The 22,068-nt window shown below is 62.2% G+C and carries 20 protein-coding genes; 14 read left to right on the top strand and 6 right to left on the bottom strand.

Annotation, left to right across the window (positions count from 1 at the left end; translation table 11 throughout):
• The 5 genes from flhD to PSQ40_RS19355 form a co-directional block, all read right to left on the bottom strand.
• Nucleotides 1–240, bottom strand: a 240-nt coding sequence (gene flhD, locus PSQ40_RS19335; protein WP_273952381.1) for a flagellar transcriptional regulator FlhD, incomplete at its 3' end; no start/stop codon positions are given.
• Nucleotides 241–544: 304 nt separating this feature from the next.
• Nucleotides 545–1,414 (bottom strand): sulfurtransferase, encoded by an 870-nt coding sequence (locus PSQ40_RS19340; protein WP_273953524.1) that lies wholly within the window; start codon nt 1,412–1,414, stop codon nt 545–547.
• Nucleotides 1,415–1,517: 103 nt separating this feature from the next.
• Nucleotides 1,518–3,152 (bottom strand): leucine-rich repeat domain-containing protein, encoded by a 1,635-nt coding sequence (locus PSQ40_RS19345; RefSeq protein WP_273953525.1) that lies wholly within the window; start codon nt 3,150–3,152, stop codon nt 1,518–1,520.
• A 415-nt stretch (nt 3,153–3,567) separates the two neighbouring features.
• The gene (locus tag PSQ40_RS19350; protein WP_273953526.1) at nt 3,568–4,479 is read right to left on the bottom strand and encodes a DMT family transporter; all 912 of its coding nucleotides are present in this window, start codon (nt 4,477–4,479) and stop codon (nt 3,568–3,570) included.
• Between the two features lie 135 nt (nt 4,480–4,614).
• Nucleotides 4,615–5,751 carry an aromatic ring-hydroxylating oxygenase subunit alpha gene (locus PSQ40_RS19355; RefSeq protein WP_273953527.1) on the bottom strand — a complete coding sequence of 379 codons (1,137 nt, stop codon included), beginning with the start codon at nt 5,749–5,751 and terminating at the stop codon, nt 4,615–4,617.
• A gap of 947 nt (nt 5,752–6,698) precedes the next feature.
• Between PSQ40_RS19355 and PSQ40_RS19360 the strand changes: the two genes are divergently transcribed.
• Together PSQ40_RS19360 and PSQ40_RS19365 are read left to right on the top strand one after the other, a co-directional pair.
• Nucleotides 6,699–8,849: a putative bifunctional diguanylate cyclase/phosphodiesterase gene (locus PSQ40_RS19360; protein WP_273953528.1), complete on the top strand. Its 2,151-nt coding sequence runs from the start codon at nt 6,699–6,701 to the stop codon at nt 8,847–8,849.
• Between the two features lie 30 nt (nt 8,850–8,879).
• Nucleotides 8,880–9,431 carry a hypothetical protein gene (locus PSQ40_RS19365; RefSeq protein WP_273953529.1) on the top strand — a complete coding sequence of 184 codons (552 nt, stop codon included), beginning with the start codon at nt 8,880–8,882 and terminating at the stop codon, nt 9,429–9,431.
• Between the two features lie 9 nt (nt 9,432–9,440).
• Here the strand turns inward: PSQ40_RS19365 and PSQ40_RS19370 are convergent, their stop codons facing one another.
• Entirely contained in the window at nt 9,441–10,169 is a 729-nt protein-coding gene (locus PSQ40_RS19370; RefSeq protein ID WP_273953530.1) for a LytR/AlgR family response regulator transcription factor, read from the bottom strand.
• A gap of 412 nt (nt 10,170–10,581) precedes the next feature.
• Here PSQ40_RS19370 and PSQ40_RS19375 point away from each other — a divergent pair, with 412 nt between their 5' ends.
• The 12 genes from PSQ40_RS19375 to PSQ40_RS19430 all read left to right on the top strand — a co-directional run bounded on the left by PSQ40_RS19375 (nt 10,582) and on the right by PSQ40_RS19430 (nt 22,019).
• The gene (locus tag PSQ40_RS19375) at nt 10,582–11,565 is read left to right on the top strand and encodes a type IV pilus biogenesis protein PilM (RefSeq protein WP_273953531.1); all 984 of its coding nucleotides are present in this window, start codon (nt 10,582–10,584) and stop codon (nt 11,563–11,565) included.
• The gene (locus PSQ40_RS19380; RefSeq protein ID WP_273953532.1) at nt 11,562–12,236 is read left to right on the top strand and encodes a PilN domain-containing protein; all 675 of its coding nucleotides are present in this window, start codon (nt 11,562–11,564) and stop codon (nt 12,234–12,236) included. The genes PSQ40_RS19375 and PSQ40_RS19380 overlap by 4 nt, the downstream gene beginning before the upstream one ends.
• Nucleotides 12,233–12,979: a hypothetical protein gene (locus tag PSQ40_RS19385; protein WP_273953533.1), complete on the top strand. Its 747-nt coding sequence runs from the start codon at nt 12,233–12,235 to the stop codon at nt 12,977–12,979. Before PSQ40_RS19380 ends, PSQ40_RS19385 begins: the two co-directional genes overlap by 4 nt.
• Nucleotides 12,980–13,047: 68 nt before the next feature.
• Entirely contained in the window at nt 13,048–13,311 is a 264-nt protein-coding gene (locus PSQ40_RS19390; protein ID WP_273953534.1) for a hypothetical protein, read from the top strand.
• Between the two features lie 11 nt (nt 13,312–13,322).
• Nucleotides 13,323–15,161, top strand: coding sequence for a secretin N-terminal domain-containing protein (locus PSQ40_RS19395; RefSeq protein WP_273953535.1), 1,839 nt, complete (start codon nt 13,323–13,325; stop codon nt 15,159–15,161).
• A gap of 655 nt (nt 15,162–15,816) precedes the next feature.
• Nucleotides 15,817–16,368, top strand: a complete 552-nt coding sequence (locus PSQ40_RS19400) for a tetratricopeptide repeat protein (protein ID WP_273953536.1) — start codon at nt 15,817–15,819, stop codon at nt 16,366–16,368.
• Nucleotides 16,365–18,065 (top strand): GspE/PulE family protein, encoded by a 1,701-nt coding sequence (locus tag PSQ40_RS19405; protein ID WP_273953537.1) that lies wholly within the window; start codon nt 16,365–16,367, stop codon nt 18,063–18,065. The genes PSQ40_RS19400 and PSQ40_RS19405 overlap by 4 nt, the downstream gene beginning before the upstream one ends.
• A 10-nt stretch (nt 18,066–18,075) precedes the next feature.
• Nucleotides 18,076–19,314, top strand: a complete 1,239-nt coding sequence (locus tag PSQ40_RS19410) for a type II secretion system F family protein (protein WP_273953538.1) — start codon at nt 18,076–18,078, stop codon at nt 19,312–19,314.
• A 44-nt stretch (nt 19,315–19,358) separates the two neighbouring features.
• Nucleotides 19,359–19,988: a prepilin-type N-terminal cleavage/methylation domain-containing protein gene (locus PSQ40_RS19415; protein ID WP_273953539.1), complete on the top strand. Its 630-nt coding sequence runs from the start codon at nt 19,359–19,361 to the stop codon at nt 19,986–19,988.
• A gap of 36 nt (nt 19,989–20,024) precedes the next feature.
• Nucleotides 20,025–20,525: a prepilin-type N-terminal cleavage/methylation domain-containing protein gene (locus PSQ40_RS19420; RefSeq protein WP_273953540.1), complete on the top strand. Its 501-nt coding sequence runs from the start codon at nt 20,025–20,027 to the stop codon at nt 20,523–20,525.
• 38 nt (nt 20,526–20,563) lie between these two features.
• Complete coding sequence (locus PSQ40_RS19425) at nt 20,564–21,139, top strand: type IV pilus modification PilV family protein (protein ID WP_273953637.1); 576 nt, start codon at nt 20,564–20,566, stop codon at nt 21,137–21,139.
• Nucleotides 21,132–22,019 carry a PulJ/GspJ family protein gene (locus tag PSQ40_RS19430; protein WP_273953638.1) on the top strand — a complete coding sequence of 296 codons (888 nt, stop codon included), beginning with the start codon at nt 21,132–21,134 and terminating at the stop codon, nt 22,017–22,019. Before PSQ40_RS19425 ends, PSQ40_RS19430 begins: the two co-directional genes overlap by 8 nt.
• The last annotated feature ends 49 nt before the right edge of the window (nt 22,020–22,068 follow it).

Raw genomic sequence — 22,068 nt, forward strand, 5'->3', positions numbered from 1 at the left:
GTTGGTGAGCAAGCTCCAGACGAGTTCGTCGTCGACGCGGAAGCGGGCCAGCAGGGTGTTGCGCGAGGCCAGCTTCATGACCTGGGAGGGGGAGAGGGCGGCGAGGATGTCGGCGGACTCTTCATTGAGGCCGAGGCGGAAGATGGCTTCGGCCTTGTCGTGGCGGATGAGGGATTGGGCCAGCATGAGGTAGGTCAGGTTGGCTTCGCGGATTTCGGCAAGCATTTGTTCGCTGGTCATGGTCAACTCCTTCGTTACGGAGCCGCTGCCTCTGCCGCTTGCAGGGTTTCGCGATCCGTTGAAATGGATTGTGAAGACACCGTAAAAGGAAATTAAGTCAGGCAAGTGCGGTCCGACTTGTCTGGTTTTTGACCCGGCTTGTCAGGTTTTTTCTGACAAGCGGTGCAGGCTTGGGCGGCTTGGGCCCTGTGAACGCGCCTGCTGCGGCTTTGGGGGGCTGGGCCCCTCCAAAACACCGGCCTGCTGGCCGGTGGGCTCGAATTGTTTTTCGATCTTTGGGGTGGTGCGCGGTGCGTGGGTCGCCTCAGCCGCGCGCCATCGGGCGCTGCGGGTCGCGGCACCACTCGCTCCAGCTGCCGGCAAACAAGGCCGTCGGGCCGAGCCCGGCGATCTCCATCGCCAGCAGGTTGGGCAGGGCGGTGACGCCACTGCCGCAATGGTGCACCACCTGGCTGGGCGCACGACCGGCCAGCAAGGCCTCGAAAGCGGCGCGCAATTCAGCCGCCGGTTTGAAGCGGCCATCGGGCCCCAGGTTGTCGGTGAAGGGGCGGTTCAGGGCCCCCGGGATGTGGCCTGCCACCGGGTCCAGTGGCTCGACCTCGCCTTTGAAACGGGGCGTGGCGCGGGCGTCGATCAAGGTCTGTTCGGGGCGTCCCAGGGCCTGCTGCACCTGGTCGACGGTGCGCAGGTCGCGCAGCGCGGGGCGCAGCTCGAACTGGCCTGGCGGCAGGGGCGCAGCGGGACCACTGGCGGTGGCGCCGCCGGCGGCCTGCCAGGCGGCGAGGCCCCCATCGAGCACGGCCACGGCGTCATGGCCCAGCCATTTGAGCATCCACCACAGGCGCACGCAGTAGCTGCTGTTGTTGCGGTCGTAGACGACAGCCTGCTGGTGGTTGTTGAAACCGACCGAACGCAGCCAGTCGGCCAGGGCCTCCCGCGTGGGCAGTGGGTGGCGGCCGCCGGAGGCCTTGGCCTGGTCGGCCCCGTGGGCGCTGAGGTGCCGGTCCAGGTCGGCGCGTTGGGCCCCGGCCACGTGCAGGGTGTCGAACTGGCTGTTGCCCGCCGTGGGCTGGGTCAGGTCGAAGCTGCAGTCGAAAACCATCAGGGCTTGGCCACTGGCTTGCAGGGCTTGCAGTTCGGCGGCGCTGATCAGGGTGGTGTAGGGAGTGGACATGCGCGGTGCTGGCTTGGCAACGTTGATTGGAACGGGGCTCATCCTAGCGCCAAATGCCCTGGGCTGAAGCCGCGAAGTCCGCGGCTTTGACGGCCCAGTTGCCTCAAGCGGTCGGTGGTGGGTCGCGTGGGGTCCGGCTGACCCCGGGGACGCTGAACGGCGGACCGGCGGGGCGGGGTTGGGGCTCGGGGCTGGCGGCGGCCGCGGTGGCCGGTGGTGGGGCACTGGCGGCTCCGGGCTCGCGTTCACGCGGGGGCGGCGAAATGCGCAGGTTCCAGATCAGCAGGGCGGTGGCCAGGGCCAGCAGGCCGCTGAACACGATCATCCATTCGCTCAGGGGGGGCAGCATGCTGTCGTCCAGCAGATCGCTGGGCTCGTCCTGTGTCCGCCCGGGCGCCTGCAGGCAGGCGGCCTCGGCTTGGGGGATGGGCCGGCGCGGGGGATGGGTCTCGTGGCAGCGGTCGTGGGCGCCGCCCGGTGCTGACAAGAGGGGCGGGCTGGGCGGGTTGTCAGGCAGCTCGGCGCCCCGGGCTGGCGGTGCCAGCGTGGGCGTGGGGTTGGGCGAGCCGCGTTGGCTGGGGCGCTGGGCTTCGGTGCACTGGATGCGTTCAGGCCAGTCCGGGGCGTGGGGGGCGGCTGCCTCGTGGGCTTCGTTGGGGGCCGGGGCATTGGGGCACAGGATGAACTGGCTCAGGCTGGCGGGCGCGGGGGGCAGCGGCCCCGAGAGTTGATTGCCCTGCAGTTGCAGCGACTGCAGGGCGGGCAGTGACGTCAGGGCCGGCACGCTGCCATGGAGTTGGTTGTAGCTCAGGTTGAGGCGGCCCAGTGCCGGCAGGTCACGCCACAGAGGCAGGGGGCCTTGGAACAGGTTGTGGTCGAGTTGCAGCACCGCGAGCGCGGGCTGGTCCGTGAAGGGGGGCAGCGGGCCGCTGAGCTGGTTGCCGGACGCGCTCAGGGTGCGCAACGCGCTGTGCGGCGGCAGCGGTGGCAGGGGGCCGGCGAAACGGTTCCAGTCCAGCACCAGGGTCTCGAGGGCCGGCAGCTTGTGCCACGGGGGCAGCGGGCCGGTGAAGCGGTTGAAACTGAGGTCTGCGGTGACCAGTTTGGGGGTGTCCCAGGGTGGCAGTGGGCCGCTGAGCTGGTTGTGGTTGACGCGCAGGTTGCGCAGGGCTGTCAGCCCTGTCAAGGCGGGCAGCGGGCCTGTCAGCAGGTTGTTGCTGACCACCAGGCTTTGCAGGGCGTGCAAGTCGCTCAGGGGCGGCAGGGGTCCACTGAACTGGTTGAAGCTGACGTTGAAAGACTGCAGCTGGGGCCAGGCCGACCACGCTGGCAAGGGGCCACTGAGGCGCAGGTTGTGCCGCAGGTCCAGGGTTTGCAGGCCGCGCAGGTCGCGCAAGGCCTCGGGCAGGGGGCCCTCCAGTTGGTTGCCTGGCAGGTGCAGGCCGATGACCTCGGTGCCTTCTGGGTTGCAGCGCACACCCAGCCACCGTTGTGCACAGGGGTCGCCCTGGAGCCAGCCGTCCTGACGCCGCCATTGGGGGCCCTGGGTCGCCTGGTACAGCGAGATCAGTGCTTGGGTTTGGGGGGCGGGCAGCGCGGCGGGCACGGCGGAGGACAGCATCACCAGGGCGCTGCCCACGAGGCCGCACTTCAGGCGCCCCGGACGCTCCAGGCGGCTGGGGCGGGTGCCGCACGGCGTCAAGCAGGGGTCGGGCCAAGGCGATAACGCTGGTTTCATGCCTCAGGCCGAGGCCGGCGGTGGGCGGGCCGTCGGGGCAGGTCGGAGGGCTGCCGGCAGTGGGGCGGGCAATCTGGGAGCATGGCGTACTTTCGGGATGCTGAAAGGGGGAAGATAGGGTCGATTGATCACTGTGGGCTGGTAATCGTTGTAAGTATTTATTTTTAATAAATTCATGGGCTGCAATTTGAGCGGTTTGATCATTTGAGCCGCCTCCCACGGGCTGCGCCGACCAACCCGCGGCAGACAAGGCGACGCGCGGTCGGGCTCGGGCCCGCGCGCCGCAGCGTGGGCGGGTGGTGGGGGCGTTGAGCCCTGCAGGGGGGCGAGGCGGGAAGCGGGCCGGGGCCCAAGGGTTGGGGCCTGAGGCCAGGCGCCCGGGGTCGACTGGGGCCGACTGGGGTCGACTGGTGCCTCAGTGTTCTTCGGCGGGGGCGTTCGGGGCCGCCTTGCCGCGCAGGACGGTGGCGGCCACGCCGCTGGCCACGATCAGGGCCATGCCCGCCCAGGCGATCAGGGGCAGTTGATCGCCAAACAGCCAGACGCTGTAGAGGCCCGCGAACACGATGCCCGAGTACTGCAGGTTGGCCACCAGCAAGGTACCGCGTTGGTTGCGTGCGCTGGCATAGGCCCGGGTCATGCACAACTGGCCCAGGGAGGCCAGCACCCCAATGGGCAGCAGCCACAGGGCGCTGGGCCAATGCAGCGGTGACACCCCGGTCACGCCCATGCCCAGGGCGCCCGCCAGCGCCGAGCCGACGGCAAAGTAGAACACCGTGCGGGTCTCGGGCTCACCGGCACGCGACAGGGCCATCACTTGCATGTAGGCAAAGGCTGCGCTCATGCCCGACAGCAGGCCGACCAGGGCGGCGAACATCTGGTCGCCCTCGATCGAGGGGCGCAGCATCATCACCACCCCAGCGAAGCCCGCCAGCACGGTCAGCACCAGAGGGCCTTGCAGCAGCGGGCGCGACGAAGGGTCGGTGGGGCGCCAGGCCATCAGGGCGCCGCCCACCAAAAAGGCCGCCACCCAGACGCTGCTCATGTAGTTGAGCGTCATGGCCGTGGCCAGCGGCAGGTGGGCAATGGCATAGAACCACGCGCCCAGCGAGGTCACGCCGACCAGGCTGCGCCAAGCGTGCATCATGGGGTAGCGGGTGCGCAGGCTGATGCCGCTGTAGCGGGCCAGCGCCCACATGAAGAAGATGCCCAAGACGCCCCGGTAGAACACCAGTTCAGCCGAGCTGAAATCGCTGGAGGCAATCTTCACGCACACCCCCATCGAGGCGAAGAAGAAGGCGGCGACAAGCATCCAGAGGGCTTGCATGGTGTGTGGGTTCCTTGGTGACAGCGTCTGGCGAAAAGGGCGGCTTGAAAGCCTGCAGACCTTCAAGCCGCTGCCATGCTATCAAAAAAAGAGCGACCGTGACGGTCGCTCTGGTGACGATGGCTGCGGCCGGGCTCAGGCGACGGGGCCCTGGGCACCCATGTGCTTGCGGTACCACTCGTGGAAGTGCTGCATGCCGTCTTCCATCGGGCTCTGGTAAGGGCCCACCTCGTTGTCGCCGCGCTCGAACAGGGCCCGGCGACCGGCGTCCATGCGCTCGCCGATCTCGTCGTCCTCGATGCAGGTTTCCATGTAGGCGGCCTGCTGCGCTTCGACAAACTCGCGCTCGAAGGCGGTGATTTCCTCGGGGTAATAGAACTCCACCATGTTCAGCGTCTTTTGCGGGCTGATCGGGTGCAGGGTCGACACGGTCAGCACATGGGGGTACCACTCCACCATGATGTGCGGGTAGTAGGTGAGCCAGATGGCGCCGCGCTCGGGCAGTCGGCCTTCGCGGTACTTGAGCAGCAACTCGTGCCAGCGCTGGTAGACGCTGGAGCCCGGGCGGTTGAAGCCGCTGGACACGCCCACGGTTTGCACCGAGTAGTTGTCCTTGAACTCCCACTGCAGGTCGTCGCAGGTCACAAACTGGCCCAAGCCGGGGTGGAAGGGGCCCACATGGTAGTCCTCGAGGTAGACCTCGATGAAGGTCTTCCAGTTGTAGTTGCACTCGTGCAGTTCGACGCGGTCGAGCGAAAAGCCCGTGAAGTCGAGCTCGGCGCGCGGGCCCATGCCGGCTAGGTCGGCCTCGATGTCGCGGCCATTGTCTTCAAACAACAGGCCGTTCCACTCACGCAGGCGGTATTGGTTGAGGTTGAGGCAGGGGTCTTGGGCAAAGTGCGGCGCGCCCAGCAACTGGCCACTGCCGTTGTAAGTCCAGCGGTGCAGCGGGCACACGATGTTGCCGCCAGCGCTACCCGGGGCACGGTCGTGCAGCGAACCGCGGTCCTTGAGCATCACCGCCTGGCGGTGGCGGCAGACGTTGGACAGCAACTCGATGCCGTGGGCGTTGTGCACCAGCACACGCCCCCCGTGTTCCTGCGGCAGGACGTGGTAGTCGCCCACTTGGGGCACGCTGAGCCGGTGCCCCACATAGCGGGGCCCGCGCTGAAAGATGAGCGCCATCTCGCGCTGGAACAGCGCTTCGTCGAAGTAGCTTGAAACTGGTAGTTGGCTTGCGGCCTGCTGCAGTTGAAGACTTAAATCAGACATGGGTGACCTGACCTAAAGACTCCCCACAGGGAGGTAAAAGCGCGCCGTGACGGCGGGCCCGTGGGCCCCGCCAGCGGGCATGAGCGCGGTGACAAGAAACCGGCTAAGCCGGCATGAAGGGAACCGCGGATTGTACCCCGGGGCCCTGTTTTGTGCGAATCATGGGCATTGCAGCTGATCTGGCTCAAGGCGCCGCCAGGTGCATGACGGCCTCCCAGGACGTCTAAGTCCTGCCTCAACGCACTTTGGCCACGTGGCTGCTACCGGCCAACGGCAGGGTGCAGGTCTGGCTGTTGCCATCAGAGATAACGGTGGTGCTATCCAAGTGAGGCAATTTGAGAGACCGCGTGACCCTGATCCCCTGTGCGATCGTTGGGGTGCCCGGTTGAGGGCGATGCTGGTGGCGTTGGCCGCACCATTTGAAGTACTTTCGCTGCGCTGCGCGATTGATCTTTGGCAGGCTGATGAAAAGGGTTGAATCGGCCCTTCCCGGTGTGACAGGAGTCCGGGCAAGTCTCCGAGAGCGCCGGCTGCTGGTGAAACCCTTCTTCAGTGCCATGCTGGCGATGTCAACGTTTCATGTTCGCTTGGCCCCCTCCTGCGCGTGGTGATGGCTAAGAATTGGTGTCCCCTGCGCGGTTGTTGGTACCGCGGAGCGAGGGCTTGGGGTGGGGTGGTCGCTGGGGCGAGCGCTTCGGCTGCAATCGAGGGGTATCCAGCGGTTTGATGGCACTTTGCCAGCGCCACCACCATGTTTGGAAGGGGCTGGTCACCACGGATTCAAGTTGGGGTACGCGACGGCTTCGCGCTTGTCCAAAGAACGCTGTGGGTCGGTTGGCTGCGCTGCCTGTCGGCAGCCCTTGGCAGGCCCGCTGGATGTTGCTTGCCTGGGGTGCTGTTGAACTGTCGGTGGACCCTGTTGAAGTTGATTTGAGGTCGTTTTAAAAATGAATCACGAACTGGGCTTTGCGGCGCTCATGCCCGCGCAGTTGGTGTCGGTGTCAATGCCCTCGCCGGGGACTGTGGACCACTCCGTGGCGGAATGCAGCTTGCTCGAGAAAATTGCTGGGCGGGTGCCTGGCATCATATTCAAGTTCAAGTTGATGCCAGATGGTCGAAGCTGCTTCCCTTATATGAGCGCCGCCGTCACGAGAATGTACAACGGCATTACACCTGAGCAGTTGGAGCTGGATGCGACCCCCTTCTTTGCCTTTCGGCATCCAGATGACGCACAGGCACTGGTGGCGTCGGTACTTCGATCGGCGCAGACTTTGAGCCCGTGGGACCACGAGTACCGATTGATTTTGCCGGAGGTGGGCGTGGTTTGGCGCCACGGTAACGGGCTGCCCGAGCGGCAGCCCGACGGCAGTGTGGCCTGGTTTGGCTTCATCACCGACATCACAGAGCGCAAGCGGACGGAGAATCAGCTTCGAGTGGCCTCTGTGGTGTTTGAAAGCAGTGGCGAAGCCATGGCCGTGGTCGACCCGCAGGGGCGTATGCAGGCGGTGAATCAAGCCATGGTCACCCTGACAGGGTTCTCCCGCCAGGCGTTACAGAGCGCCCCTTTGTCGACGGTCGTGGGGGGGCTGACCCCAGACCTCGCGCTGACTGATGTTTTGGCTGAGATGGGCAGCCATTGGCAAGGGGCTTGTCTTGGATGGCGATCCGATGGTCGTTCTTTCGCTGCATGGCTGCGTTTGAAGAGCGCTGACTGGGTCGAAATCGGGAGTCAAGCAGCAGTGCTGATTGCGACGCTTTCAGACCGATCACCCCTTCCATTGAGCAGCAGCCATTCGGCGAACGGTAGTGGATTGGATCCCTTGACCGCGTTGGTCAGCCGGCGATTGATGGTAGAGCGAACTCGCTGTGCCATTGAGTTTGCCTCCGCAATGCGTCACCCGATGGCCTTGATCTACATCGACTTGGACTACTTCATGGAGGTCAACAACATGTTTGGCCACCAGGTGGGCGATCAACTGCTGCAAGAAGTGGCCCAGCGATTGAAAGCCTGTGCAGGCAAAACCGATACGGTGGCACGCATGGGCGGAGACGAATTCGCTGTGTTGTTGCAGAGAAAGGGGGCTGTCACTGCAGCAGAAGAGATGGTGAAGCAGTTTGTCAGTCTGCTGTCTGAGCCTTTCTATTTGGGTGGAGAGGAGATTTTTGTCACCGCCAGTATTGGCATTGTTGAGTATCCCAAAGACGCTCAAGATGTGAACGACCTGCTCGTTTGTGCGGACAGATCGGTCTACCAAGCCAAAGAGGAGGGGCGCAACAAGGTGCAGCATTTCGATGATCAAATGCTGGCCAAGGCGCGGCGGCGGCGGCGCATTTCAGATGCCTTGCGGGTCGCTCTGCCGCAACAACAGTTCTCCTTGGTGTACCAACCGATCGTTGATTTGCAAACCCGCAAGGTGGTCAAGGCTGAAGCATTGATACGCTGGCAGTGTCCCAAGTTGCCCGGGGTGGGGCCGGCGGAGTTCATCCCGGTGGCCGAAGACTTGGGCCTGATCCAGGAGATTGGTGAATGGGTTTTCCAGCAAGTGGCGCTGATGGCCCGAGATATCAACATGCAATTGGCCGAGCCCATTCAGATCTCCATCAACAAGTCGGCGCGTCAATTGACCGCGGGTGACTCCTCGGCGCTTTGGCTCGAGCGTCTGGCCAGCTTGAATGTTCCAGCGCATTGGATTGGGGTTGAGATCACGGAAACCTTGCTGCTCGATGGGCGGCCCTCAGTTCAAAATGCCTTGTGGCGGTTACGGCAAGGGGGGGTGCAACTGTCCCTCGATGATTTCGGGACCGGCTATTCGGCCATGTCCTATCTGCTGCGGTTTGAACTGGATTACATCAAGATTGACCAGTCATTTATACGGGATGTCGTGCGTCCGCGCGGGCGCGCCATTGTTGAAGCGATTGTCGTGATGGCGCACAAACTAGGCTTGCGTGTGATTGCCGAAGGGGTTGAGGATCAACGTGTGCTGAGTATTTTGCAAGAGATGGGGTGTGACTATGTGCAAGGCTATTACTTTTCGCCGCCTTTGGCCCAAGCTGACTTTCTAAGCTGGGTACAGCGTGAATCAGTTTGGGTTGGTTGATTTCTTGAGAAGTTGTTGGGTGAGGATTTGATGGATATTCATTTGCTATCCAATGTGTTGAATAAAATGGCGTCCAAGCATTATTTGGCGACTGGGCAGGAGTGCTTGGAGTTGCTTTCTTTATCTAAATACTTGCAAGTTTATTCGGCTTGTCGTCCTCAGGCCATGGTGCCGCTTTCCTCCGAAATGATGTTGTTTCGGAGTTATCTCGCTTTGCTTAATCGCTACCATGAACAGTCAATTCAATTGGCAGAGAGGATTGATGCCGATTACTTGGAGTTCGATCTGCCCGCAGGTTTGTGCAGTCACGTGATGAGGTTGCTGATGCAGACATCACTGATGGATGTCAGTGAATTGCGACAGGTGGTCGTCAAGCTGGCAGCTGCAGGCCTATGTCTGGAACTGGTTTTCGAAGCGATACCAGATCAATGCACCAGGGGGGACGGTCTGGCGGCCGAGGGGGTGATGGCCCAACTGGTGGACGAACTGGCCTCTGTCGCGCCAGGTTTCTGGAGGATCAAGGCCACGTCGCGAGGGGTGTCGATCATTTGGTGGCCCTCAGGCGGCACCACCGCCCGCTGAACATAGCGCTCAAAGTTCGAGCGAGAAAAAACCTTCGCGGTAAAAAACATGCTCATGGGGCTTTGAAACTGGTAATACGTCGTGGCGCTCCTTCAGTTTTAATTGGACCCTGTTCAACTCATCGCGGCTGATGCATTCAATTTTCCTCGAGTTGATGATGTAGCTGCGATGACTTTTGATGAAATAGTCGGGCGCGTTCTGCTGCACCTCGTTAATACTCATTCTGAGCAGTAATTCCTCATTTGCTAGAACGGCTCGAGTGTATTTGTGTTGGGCTTGAAAATATAAGACATCCTGCAATTTGATCATCATCAAATCGTCATTCTTTCGAATGCGAATGTAGTCCAGTTGCGGCTTGTATGCAGGCGTGCGGTGATTCGCTAATCTGGTTTCGTAGCGCTTGAATGCAATCTCCAGACGGCTTGAGTTGATGGGTTTTAGAATGAAATCAAGCGCTGCACATTCAAAGGCATCCACCGCATTAAAAGCGTTGCCGGAGACAAAAATGACATCGCAGATTGAGCCCAAAGCCTTGATGGTTTCAATCCCGCTGCGGGTTGGAAATTGAACATCGAGCAACACCAAGTCTGGCGCTTGCTCATCAATCGCCAGCGCCAGGTCATCCAGATTGAGCAGTTTGGCGGAGATCTGCCATTCGGGGCGCAGCGCCTTTGTGAGCTTGGCTAAAAAGTCAAGTTGACTTTCATCATCATCTGCAATGATTACTCTGGTATTCATTTGATAAAAGTGCTTCTGGCAAGTGTTGTTTTTATTGTCTCCGGTCAGGCGGCTTCGCTCTGATGCGATTTGCGATACCAACTGTGATTTAGTTTTCGATTAGCTTAGCATCAATCAGCACACGTTCGATGTGGGAAAGAGTTTTGTGGTAGGCGCGGTGTAGCTGGGCTGTCCCGAAATGTGTGGGGGGCGGCTTGAAATTTCGTACCCTGGGGTGGGTTGTTTGGGTTGATGTTCTCTGGTTTCGTAACCTGAACTTGCTTGGCGGGGTTCGGGTCATTAAATCGAGGACTTGTTCACCCATGGTCGACCGGTCCGAGTCGGCGTGAGATTTGAAGTCTGAATTGCTTATCCCTGAGGTGTCTTGTTGTGTTGGCATGGCGGATTGCCCGTCAGCGAGGGCAAAGTCCCCATGGCGCTGAGGCTCGTCCGTCCATTCAGGGTTGCTCGCCAGGTCGCGGAGCGGGGTGTCGGCGTCTGTTGCGTGGCTCCCCTGGGCGATCGCGTGCTGTTGCTGCGCTCCGATCTGGATGCACAAGGTTTGCCGACAACCGTTCGCCATTGGGCGGTGCGACCCGTTGAGCCCGGTCATCCCGAGTCGGTTTTGGCAGCGTTGGTGCGCGAGGTGAAAAAGCCCGATCAGCACCGTTGGACCTTGCTGTTGCCTCCCTCACTTTGCCAACTGGGCTCGGTCGAACTCCCCCCTTTGCCCTCCGATGAGGTGAAGGCAGCCGTGGCTTGGCGGTTGTCCGAGGTGTTTGGGAGCGGCAGCGGAGGTGATGCGGTGAATGTGCAGAACACCACGTTTGACGTACTGCCCCACCCCTTGAACCGGCCGGGCGCCGACCAGGCTACCTACTGGGTTTGGGCGGTGGCCAATGCTGCGCTGCAGCCATGGTTGTTGGCTTTTCAAGCCCTGAAGCTGCCGCCGCCCGTGGTGGACTGTACCGACTTGGCGCAACGCAACCTGGCCTCACGGTTAGTCGCTGATGGACGTGCTTTTGCATTGCTTTCGCAAGGGGTGGAGGGCTTTCTTCTGAGCATCGTACAGGCTGGTCAGCTTTACCTGAGTCGTCGTTTCGAGGCACGTCCGATCGACGCTGAGCGCGCGTTTGGGGCGGGGGCGACACAGCAGTTGGAGCGGATCGCGCTGGAAGTGCAGCGATCTTTGGACATGTTTGATCGCAAGTATGGGCAGGTGGTGGTGTCCCGATTGCTGTTGGCACCGCAGGCGGCGCTGAGCGCAGCCCATGACTTGTTCCGTAGCAACCTGTATGTGCCGGTGGAATTGCTACCCAAAGAGGCGGCTCTGACCCTGCCGGTAGGGGCCGATGACGTCTTGTGTTGGGGAGGCTTGGGCGCTTTGTGGCGAGATTCGGCCTGGGAAAGCCCATGAAACAGCCCTTGTCACAAATCAATTTGTACAACCGGGCCCTCTTGCCCAAGGCGCCGGTGTTCTCGATGCGCTGGGTGGTGGGGCTTGTCCTCTTGGGCCTGTTGCTCCAATTGGCGCTGGGGGTCTATTGGCATCAGGAGCAGCGCCTGTTGCAGCAACAGCGGCAAGCGGCGGACATGGCCTTGCAGCGTGCCAGTCAGGCGTTGGCGCAGCTCAACGCTGCGAATGGGGAGCGCCGCCCTGATCCCCGCTTGGCTCAGAGCGTTGCCAATCTGGAGCGTCGCTTGGCGCAGCGGACACAGGCGTGGCAGTGGCTGAGCGTCGAGATTCAGTCGAGTCGCCCGCGCTATGCAGATTGGCTTCAAGCGCTGTCGATGGCTCGGCTGGAGGGCGTTTGGCTGAATCACCTGCATTTTGAGTCGGGCTGGATGACTTTGGAGGGGCGTACCCTGGATCCTGCGCGCCTGCCTGATTGGCTGCGGCAACTGCAGCAGCAACCGGCATTGAGTGGGCTGAGTTTTTCGAGCTTCCAGTTGGGATCGGAGATGGTGTCAGCGGAGCTTCGCAGCCCGTCGTCCGCGGCTGCGAAGATGTCTCTCGAGGGGACGTCGTTCCGCCTGCAGGGAACTGGGGGCGTGGCGCCTTCGCCGGTGGTTGGAGGCGGTCCATGACGCAGACAGTAACTCGTTTGTCGATCGCCTGGCGCAGACTGACGCAACGACTGGAACAACGTGCAGCGGGCGAGCGTGTGGTGCTGTGTGCCTTGGTGTTGGCGGTAGTTTGGCTGTTGTTGGACGCTCTGTGGCTGGGCGGCTTGCAGACTTCGGTTCGAGCAGAAAGAAGCCGCCTCAGCCAGGCCCAGACACAACTCGCGGAGGTCAAGGCGCGGCAACAAGTTTTGGACTTGTTGCTGCACCATGACCCGGATCAGGCCATGAGGTCGCGCCAGGCCCAATTGAAAAGCGAGTGGGATGCCAGCGACGCGCGCTGGGGGGCTGCACGCCAAAGCTTGCTGCCCCCCGAGCAGTCCGTCCGGTTGATGGCCGATTTGCTGCAGACTTTGCCCGCGTTGGAAAAGCTCGAATGGACCGTGCTGCACGTGCAAGCGGCTGGACCAGGCTCGGGCGCTGTGGCTTCTGTGGCCGAACCACCAGCGCCTGCTTCAGTCACCAATGGCACACCGACCCTGGCCGCGCCTCAGCCCCTGTTGTGGCGTCAATCGGTGCGCCTGCGGGTGCGTGGCAGCTACCCCGATGTGGCCCGCTATGTGCGCCTGCTGGAAGACCTGCCGTACCGGGTCCAGTGCGACAAGCTGCTGTTAAGTACCCCCGTGGACCCTGCAGCCCCCCACCGGGTGACGGCCACCTTGTTGATCTCCACTTTGAGTTTCGAGGACCGATGGCTCGCTTTCTGATGGCTGCCTGTTGTGCTTGGGGCATGGTCGCGCATGCCACACCCTCTGGGCCCTCACTGGTGGACCCCATGGCCCCTCCTGCTCAAGCCCGCATTGGCGCTTCGGCGAACGCGCAGGTTGAAGGGGGGGGGCCGTTGCTCGCCATTCAGCGACGCGGTCAACGTCCGCAAGCCCTGATCGGCTCTCGGTGGGTGACGGTGGGCGAGCGAGTTGACCGCGCCACGGTGTTGTCCATTGATGAGCTCGGCATTCGCTTGCAGATCGAAGGGCAGACCGTTTGGGTCCCTCTCGGTCAGGCGATCCCTCTTGAATCCTCATCCTCTTTGCCCTGAAGTCCATGCCCATGACTTTTCTCTCGCGTTCTTCGTGGCTCGTCTGCGGTGCCTTGGTTCTGACAGGATGCGCCTCGCCGCTGGCGCAGCGTGCGCCCGTGGCTGCCAGCATCCGTGACGAGCTTGACGCCGCACTGAGTACTCCGCAGCTGCCCCCCAAGTTGACCGTCGGCAAAGGCAATGCATCGGTGGCGGATGCTTTGCTGCCGCCGCTCCTGCCCAGCGTGCCCAAGGTACAGGCTCGCCAGTTGGAGCCGCGCTTTGACTTGGCTGTCACGCGGGCGCCTTTGGGCACGGTGCTCATGAGCATCGTCTCGGGCAGCCGTTACAACATGCTGGTGCACCCCAAGTTGGCAGATCAGGCGGTCACTCTGAACTTGCGGGATGTCACGGTGTTTGAAGCCCTGGACACACTGCGTGACCAGTACGAACTGGATTGGCGCCAAGAGGGCAACCGACTTTTTGTTGGTCCGGTCCAGATTCAAACCAAAATGTTCCGGGTCAACTACGTGGTGGGACGGCGTACTGGTTCCTCGGATCTGCGTGTGACGTCCAGCTCCATCACCAGCACGGGGGGGGCCGGGGCCAGTGGCTCGGCGGGCAGCCAGGGCAGCGGTACGTCAGGCTCCGTGTCTGGAACGGGTAGCAACAGCATCCCGGCGGGGTCGGGCTCACAGGCCAGCAGTACGCTGGACTCCAGCAAGGTGAACATGCAGAGCGACGCCGATTTCTGGCGCGAGTTGCAGACCACCTTGCAATCGTTGCTGGGGGACAAAGGGGCCCGCAGTATTTCGTTGAGTCCACAGACTGGCCTGGTGGTGGTCACCGCCTTGCCCTCTGAGTTGCGGATGGTGGAGCGGTACTTGCGCGAGATGCAACTCTCGGTGAATAGGCAGGTGGTTCTGGAGGCCAAGATTCTCGAGGTGCAGCTCAATGAGACCTACCAGTCCGGTATCAATTGGGGCGGACTGGGGCAGATTGGCACCAGTGGCAATTACCTCGGTTTGGGCGCCTCGCCCGCCTTGGGGAGTGGTGGTTCGTCTGGGGGGTACAGCTACACGCCGGCAGGCGCCTCGGCGACGTCATCGGTGGTGGGATCGCTCGTGGGTGCCAATGGCTCCGCTGCCATCAGCAGCAGTGTCGGCAGCAGCATTCCTACTTTGGCCAACTTGGGCAATGGCGGATTTGCGATGGCTCTGGCGCGCACCAACTTCTCGGCCCTGATTCAGATGCTGGAGGGGCAGGGCAAGGTCAACGTGCTGTCCAGCCCCCGCATTGCCACCCTGAACAATCAGAAAGCGGTGCTCAAGGTGGGGACTGATGATTTCTATGTCACCAACATCAGCGTCACCCAGACCACTGGAACGACCACCACCAACACGCCCAGCGTGACTTTACGACCGTTCTTCTCAGGCATCGCGTTGGATGTGACGCCGCAGATTGATGAGAACGATGCCGTGATTCTGCATGTGCATCCCTCCGTGAGTGTGGTCTCAGAGAAGGTCAAAACCATCAATGCGGGACTCGGTTCACCCTTGGTGCTGCCGTTGGCGTCTAGCAATATTTCAGAGACCGACAGCGTGATTCGCGCTCAGGACGGACAGATGGTGGTGATTGGCGGTTTGATGTCGCAAGCCTACAGCGATCAGAACAACAGACTGCCGGGCGCCGATGGCGCATTGGCGCAAACCTTGCTCGGGACTGTCAATCGCACCAGCTCCAAGCGCGAGTTGGTGATCCTCATGAAGGCCAGCGTTATCAACAGTAACGAGGACTGGTCGCGTGACATTCTCGCCAGTCGGGATCGCACCGATCGCATTGCGCCGCTGGTCGAGGCCCGCGACAAATGAACGTGCCGGAGGCACGTGGTGCCTTCATACCTCCGTCCAAGAGTGCCTCGGGGTGGCGGCTGAACGAACTTGCCGGATTGCGGTGCCTGTCGGCTTCGCCGCGGTCTGTCTCTGGAAGGAACTCAGTGTGAAAACAAGTCAAACTATCCTGCCCCACGGGGTGTCAGCGCTGGCCCGACCCAGTGGTTTTGGGGCCGCTGCGTTGGCCTCATGGGCACCGCGTGCTCGGTATGTGGGTGGAAACCTGCTGTCGCTTCTCTCGGTCGCCTGTATTCTGGGTGCCGCGGGGATGGCGGTTGGGCAGTCCCTGGCACCGCGTGCGGTGCAAGTGCAAGTGCAAGTGCCTCCTCCCCCGGCCACGCCCCTCTCCACAAGCGCTGGTGCGAACAGCTCAGTTGGGGCAACAACGGTTGTGCCAGCCGCCGTTGCTGCCAAGGGGCCTGTCGTGTCCTCGGCTCCCACCCGTTCCACTGCCAAAGAAAAGTCGGCTCAGGCACAGGTGACTGGCGCTGCGATGGCAGCGCCGGCGGCTGAGTTGCCTGCAGTACCGGGCTCGGCATCCACTACAGCCTTGGTGGCCGGCCCTCAGCGCCCGGGTGGCAGTCTCAAAGAAACCTCCCCGCGACAGCGCGCTGATGCCAGCTTTGCGCGGGCCGTGAATCAGCTGCAGGAAGCTCGGGGCAGTGATGCCCGGCAGAGCCTGCAGGATGCCTTGGAGTTCGACCCGACCCATGGCGATGCCCGCCTCTTGTTGGCGGCGCTGCTCATCGAGGATCGGCAGATGGCTCGTGCAGAGACCTTGCTGACTGATGGGTTGTCCAAGTCACCCAGTGCGGCCCAGGTCAGTGCCTTGGCCCGGCTGAAGGTGGAGCGGGGCGAAGACGGGGCGGCCCTTGATTTGTTGTTGGCTCATGAGGGCCATGTGGTGGAGGATGCAGGCTATCAGGCCTTGCTTGCCGCCCTGCTGATGCGCGCGGACCGTCCGGCGGATGCTATTCGCCATTACCGGCGCGCGTTGGCGCTTGGGCCTGGCCCAGCCAATTGGTGGGCCGGGCTGGGTCTGGCCTTGAGCGCCCAGCCAGGGTCAGAGACGGATGCTTTGCGCGCCTTGCGACAAGCCTTGGTCATGGGGGATTTGCAGCCCTCGCTGCGCGATCAGTTAGAGCTGACTGTGGCCTTGTTGCAGCGGCAGGAGCCTAAGCGATGACGCGTCCAGAGCGAGTGAGGCTGGGCGACCTGCTGGTCAAGCAAGGGTATCTCAGCGCGGCCCAGATTGATGAAGCCTTGAAAGACCAGGCGGCTACCGGTCGCAAGTTAGGCCGCATTCTGCTGGAGCGCCGCTTTGTCACCGAAGATCAAATCGCCATGGCCTTGGGCCGCCAGATGGCGCTGCCCTACGTCAATGTGGATCGCCTGAATCTGGATCCTGACGTGGTACGCCTGCTGCCTGAGTCGCAAGCTCGGCGTTTCCGTGCCTTGGTGCTGGCGCGCACGCCAGTGGGCCTGCAGGTGGCGATGGCAGATCCTACCGACTTGTCGGCGTACGATGAGTTGTGCCGCCTGTTGCGTTCCGAGATTGAGTTGGCGGTGGTGACCGAGTCCCAGGTGCTTGAGGTGGTGGACCGCTTGTACCGGCGTACCAGTGAAATATCCGGTCTGGCCAAAGCCCTTGAGGCGGACCTGGGCGAGGTTGCGGACTTCGGTCAGTTGCTTAGCAGCAACGGCCAGGAGGATGCGCCAGTGGTACGGCTGTTGCAGTCGGTGTTTGACGACGCATTGCAAGTCAAGGCGTCGGACATCCATTTCGAGCCGCAGGAAGGGCGCTTGCAGATCCGCTTCCGCATCGATGGCGTACTGCATCCCCAAACCACGGCGGACCTGCGCATTGCCTCTGCGGTGGTGTTGCGACTCAAGCTCATCAGTGGCCTCGACATTTCAGAAAAGCGCCAACCGCAGGACGGTCGCTTTGTGGTCAAGTCGCGCGAGCGCCCGCTGGATGTGCGCATCTCCACCATGCCGACCCAGTACGGAGAATCGGTGGTGATGCGCTTGCTGACCCGTGCCGAGGGCATTCAGAACCTCGACGACATCGCCATGCCCGCAGCGGTACTGCGGCAGTTCCGTTCCGCCATCGCCCGACCCAACGGGCTGGTGTTGGTCACAGGGCCTACCGGCAGTGGTAAGACCACCACCCTGTATGCGGCTTTGGACGAGCTCAATACGCCACAGACCAAGGTGATCACGGTGGAGGATCCGGTGGAGTACCGGCTCGACGGTATCAACCAGGTGCAGGTCAACGAGAAGATTGACCTGAGCTTTTCCAAAGTCTTGCGCTCGGCCTTGCGGCAAGACCCCGATGTGCTGCTGATTGGCGAGATCCGGGACCTGGAGACCGCCCAGATTGGGTTGCGGGCGGCCATGACCGGCCACATGGTGTTGGCCACGTTGCACACCAACGATGCGGCCAGCGCGCCGACCCGCTTGGTGGACATGGGGGTGCCGGGCTTTTTGGTTGCCAGTGCCTTGCAGGGCGTGTTGGCTCAGCGTTTGGTGCGGCGTTGTTGCGTGCGCTGCCAGACCGAACGACCCTTGGCGCCTCGGGAGGCGGAATGGCTGGCCGCTGCGCTGGGGGGAGAGGCTCGGGTCAACGTGCAGCGGGTGGGCGCGGGCTGCAGCCATTGCAACAACACCGGCTACCTGGGTCGCATTGGCGTCTATGAATTTTTGGACATCACCCGCTCACTGGCATCCGCTGCATCGCGAGACGATCCTGCTGACTTTCTGCGCTTGGCTCGTCAGCAGATGGGATCGCATACCCTGCGCCACCAAGCGGCTTCGTTGGCCCTGTCCGGCGTGACTTCCGTGGCCGAGGCCATGAAAGTCAGTTACGAGACTGACGACTGAGTCCTGACCCATGCCACAGTTCCGTTACCTGGGTCGGGACGATCGAGGTCAAAAGAGTCAGGGCGAAATGCAGGGCCAAGATGCGCAAAGTGTCGCCCGCGATTTGCTGGCTCAGCGAATCACGCCACTGACCATTGATCTGGTCCGTGGTCCCAGCTTAACGGAGCGCTTGCAAGCCTGGCTGGTGGCTCTGCGAGAGCCCCGTGTGACGGCGCAGGACCTGCAGTTGTTCAGCCGTCAGATCCACACTTTGTTGAAGTCCGGGGTGCCCATCCTGCGGGCGTTGGAAGGTCTGCGGCAGTCGGCTGTCAATCCGGCCATGGGGCGTGTGGTCCAGGAGGTTGCCTCGGGCTTGCAGAGCGGCCGCGATTTGTCCAGTTGTTTGGCCCGCCATCCTCGGGTGTTCAGTCACTTCTATTGCAGCATGGTGCAGGTGGGTGAACTCACTGGCCGCCTGGACGAGGTGTTTCTGAACCTGGCTGAGCACCTGGAGTTCGAGCGTGAGATGGTTGAGCGGGTGAGCAGCGCGCTGCGCTATCCCTCGTTTGTGGTCGCGGCGATTGCGGGTGCGATGGTGATCATCAACCTGCTCGTCATTCCAGCTTTTGCCAAGGTTTTTGCTTCATTTCATGCGCAGTTGCCTTGGCTCACCCGGGTCTTGATTGCCACTTCGCAGGGCATGGTGCAGTACGGGGGACTGCTGTTGCTAGCGTTGGTGTTGCTGGGGCTGAGCCTGCGTCACGCGCTGAATCAGCCTGCCGGCCGCTTGCTCTGGGACCGGCTCAAGCTGCGCTTGCCACTGGCTGGGCCGATCGCCACCAAAGCGGTGCTGGCGCGATTCTGCGCCAGTTTTGCCATGTCCATGCGCAGCGGTGTCCCCATTGCGTCGGGCCTCGCATCGGTGGCGCTGGCGGTGGACAACGCACACCTGCGCACTCTGGTTGAGCGCATGCGAGACGGAATCGAGCGCGGCGACAGTGTGCACCGCAACGCGGTGGCGGCAGGGGTGTTCACCCCGGTGATTCTGCAAATGATCGCCGTCGGCGAGGAGACGGGCTGTCTGGACGACATGATGGATGAGGTGGCCCAGCTGTATCGGGGGGAAGTGGACTTTCAGCTCAAGCGCCTGTCTGCGCAGATCGAGCCCATCCTCATTGTGGTGTTGGGTGCACTGGTCATGGTACTGGCCTTGGGGGTTTTCCTTCCTATGTGGGATTTGGGGGCCGCGGCCCGTGGTGGCGCCGGTTGAGGTGGTGAAATTCGGTCCAAAGCAGAGACGATTCAGGGGCCGTTTTGGATGATTGGTTCAAGTCTTTCGCGTTTACCCGCGGCTTTGGTGGAATGGTTTTTGAGATTTATTCATTCACGAGGACGAGCGTCATGGGATCTGTACAAAGTCGGCAACGCGGCTTTACTTTGGTTGAGCTGGTGGTGGTCATTTTGGTGTTGGGCATCTTGGCTGCAACAGCCTTGCCACGTTTCATGAACGTGGCCACCGATGCCCACAAGGCGGCTGTGGCGGGCGTCAGTGGTGCCTTTGGCAGTGCGCTTCAATTGGCCCACTCACAGTGGGTGGTAGGGGGCAACACCGGCACCAAGACCAACCTGCCCAACTTTGGCGATGGCACCGTGGACATGAGTGCCTCCGGCTGGCCCACCGACACGGCCGGCACCACCGCGGTAGCCGCCGCCGCTCACACCCAATGCACCAATGTCTGGTCGGGCATCATGCAGAACCCACCCAGCATTGCGGCCAACGCCACCGGCAGCGACTGGTGCGCTGTGGCGACAGCAAACACCTGCCAATACATCTACCTCAAGGACAACGGCTCGGCCACCACCTGTTCGGTGGCGGGCACCGGAGGCAGCCGCAGCTTCACGTATGACGTCAACACCGGCAACTTGGTATTGACCAATCCCTGATGCTGAGACCCCGGCTGTGCTGGGGGGGGGGAAGTCATGGTTTTAGCCCGCAACCGAGGCTTCACGGTGGTTGAACTGGTGTTGGCCCTGACCCTGCTGGCTGTGCTGGCGGCGGTCGGGGGCGCGCGCTTTTTTGACCTGCAGGCTTACCGCACCCGGGCTTGGGCTGATCAGGTGATGGGGGCCTTGAGTTACGCCCGTGCCATGGCCATTGCTGCGCACAGCATGCGCACTCGCGTCACCTTGACGGCCTCAGGTCTGACCGTGTTGCAAACCTCGGACTGCGCAGAGACTTCTGGTTTGGCGTTGCCGATGCCCGGCAGCAGCCAAGCGCTTTCCGCGCCGGCGGGGGTGACGTTGGGATTGGGGGGGCAGAGCTTACCTTACGTCCTGTGCTTCGATGCGTTGGGACGCCCCCGTGACGGCAGTTCGGCTGCTGGCGATTTGCTCACAGTAGCGTTGCCAGTGAGCATCAGCTCCAGCAGTGCCAGCGAATCCCTGGTGCTGGAGCCCGAGACTGGTTGGGTTCACCGTTGAAGCCTTTGACACGAAGTCGACTTCGCGCCTGTGGGGCGGTGGGCCAGGTCCGTCAGCGGGGCATGACCTTGATCGAGCTGATCGTGGCTCTGGTGATTGTTGGTGTCGCCGGTGCCGGGGTCTTGACCGCCTTGCAACTGGCCCTGCGTTACAGCGCCGATCCCCTGGCCCAGCGCCAGGCCCTGGCCATTGCGGAGAGCTTGATGGAGGAAGTCAGCAGCCGCGCCTTCACTGACGTTGACCTGCACGACCCTGCTGCTGCAATCCCCAATGCTTTGGGGCCTGAAGTGGCGCTGGGAGAATCGCGCAGTTCACCCACTTTGGGCTTTGACAATGTGGATGACTATGCAGGCTACAGCCAGCAAGGGACCTTGACTGATGCGGCCGGCAATGCCTGGCCCTTGACAGGACAGTACGCGACCTGCGTCCTTGTCAGTCACCCCGAAACGACGTTGGCTGGGGTGGATCGCCAAGCACTGCTTCACCTCCAGGTCCTGGTGTTTGGTCCTGGGGGCGGGGCATTTCCGGGGGTGTGCTCTGCCGCTGCCATGGCCAACGCGGCGCCTCTGGTTCGACTGGAGGCCTTGCGTGCCAAGTACGACCCTGATGCATGAGCGGGCCCGTCCACCAGTCCGGCAACGTGGCTTCACCTTGATTGAGTTGGTGGTGGTCATCCTGGTCGCCGGCATCTTGGCCAGCACCACGGCGCTGGGTGTCGCGCGCCTGGTCGATGGCTATCTTCGTCTCCAGAGGCGGGTCGTTCTGAGTGACAACGCTGATTTGGCCTTGCGGCGTATCGCCCGTGATGTGCAGGCAGCCTTGCCCATGAGTCTGCGCGTGGCTAGCTTGGGTCAGGTCCGCTACCTGGAGTTGTTGGCAACCAAGACGGGCGGTCGATTTGTGTACCAACCTGCTTGTTTCACCGCCTCAGGTTGTCAAAGCCTGACCACGATCGGCGCCGTCCAGGACGGTAGTTGGGCCTTCATCGCGGGCTCCGACCGTCTATCGCTCTGGAGTCAGGACTATGGCACGGCGCTGAATTGTGCCGGGGGCGACGTCAGCGCCTGGTGTGCAGACACCCCCGGGGTGGTGAATTGGGCGCCGGTGATCACTTCATTTGACAGTGTTGGTGTGGCGCAGCAGTTGCGCTTTGCCAACACGGCTTTCAGTGCCGTCAGTGACCAAGCAAAGAATGCGTTCCGGGTCATTGAGGGACCAGTCACATGGGTGTGTGATCCAGTGGCTGGCACCTTGACCCGCTACTGGGCCTACGGCTTGCCTCGCCAGACCCAATGGACTGGCACGCCGCCGGCGGACGCCCGTTCGGCCTTGATGGCGCAGCAAGTCAGCGGCTGTGAGCTTGGCTACGACAGTGACGCCAGTGCCGAGTTAGGTCTTCAGGGACGGGGCTTGCTGTCGCTGGCCCTGACCTTGTCAGCGGCCACCGAGTCGGTTTCGCTGATGCATCAGATCCACGTTAACAATGTGCCTTGATTCTCCGCCTACCCATCCCTCACGCGCACAGGGCTTTGCGCTGGTCGCA

Source organism: Curvibacter cyanobacteriorum, assembly GCF_028649475.1.
Taxonomy (GTDB): Bacteria; Pseudomonadota; Gammaproteobacteria; order Burkholderiales; family Burkholderiaceae_C; genus Curvibacter; species Curvibacter cyanobacteriorum.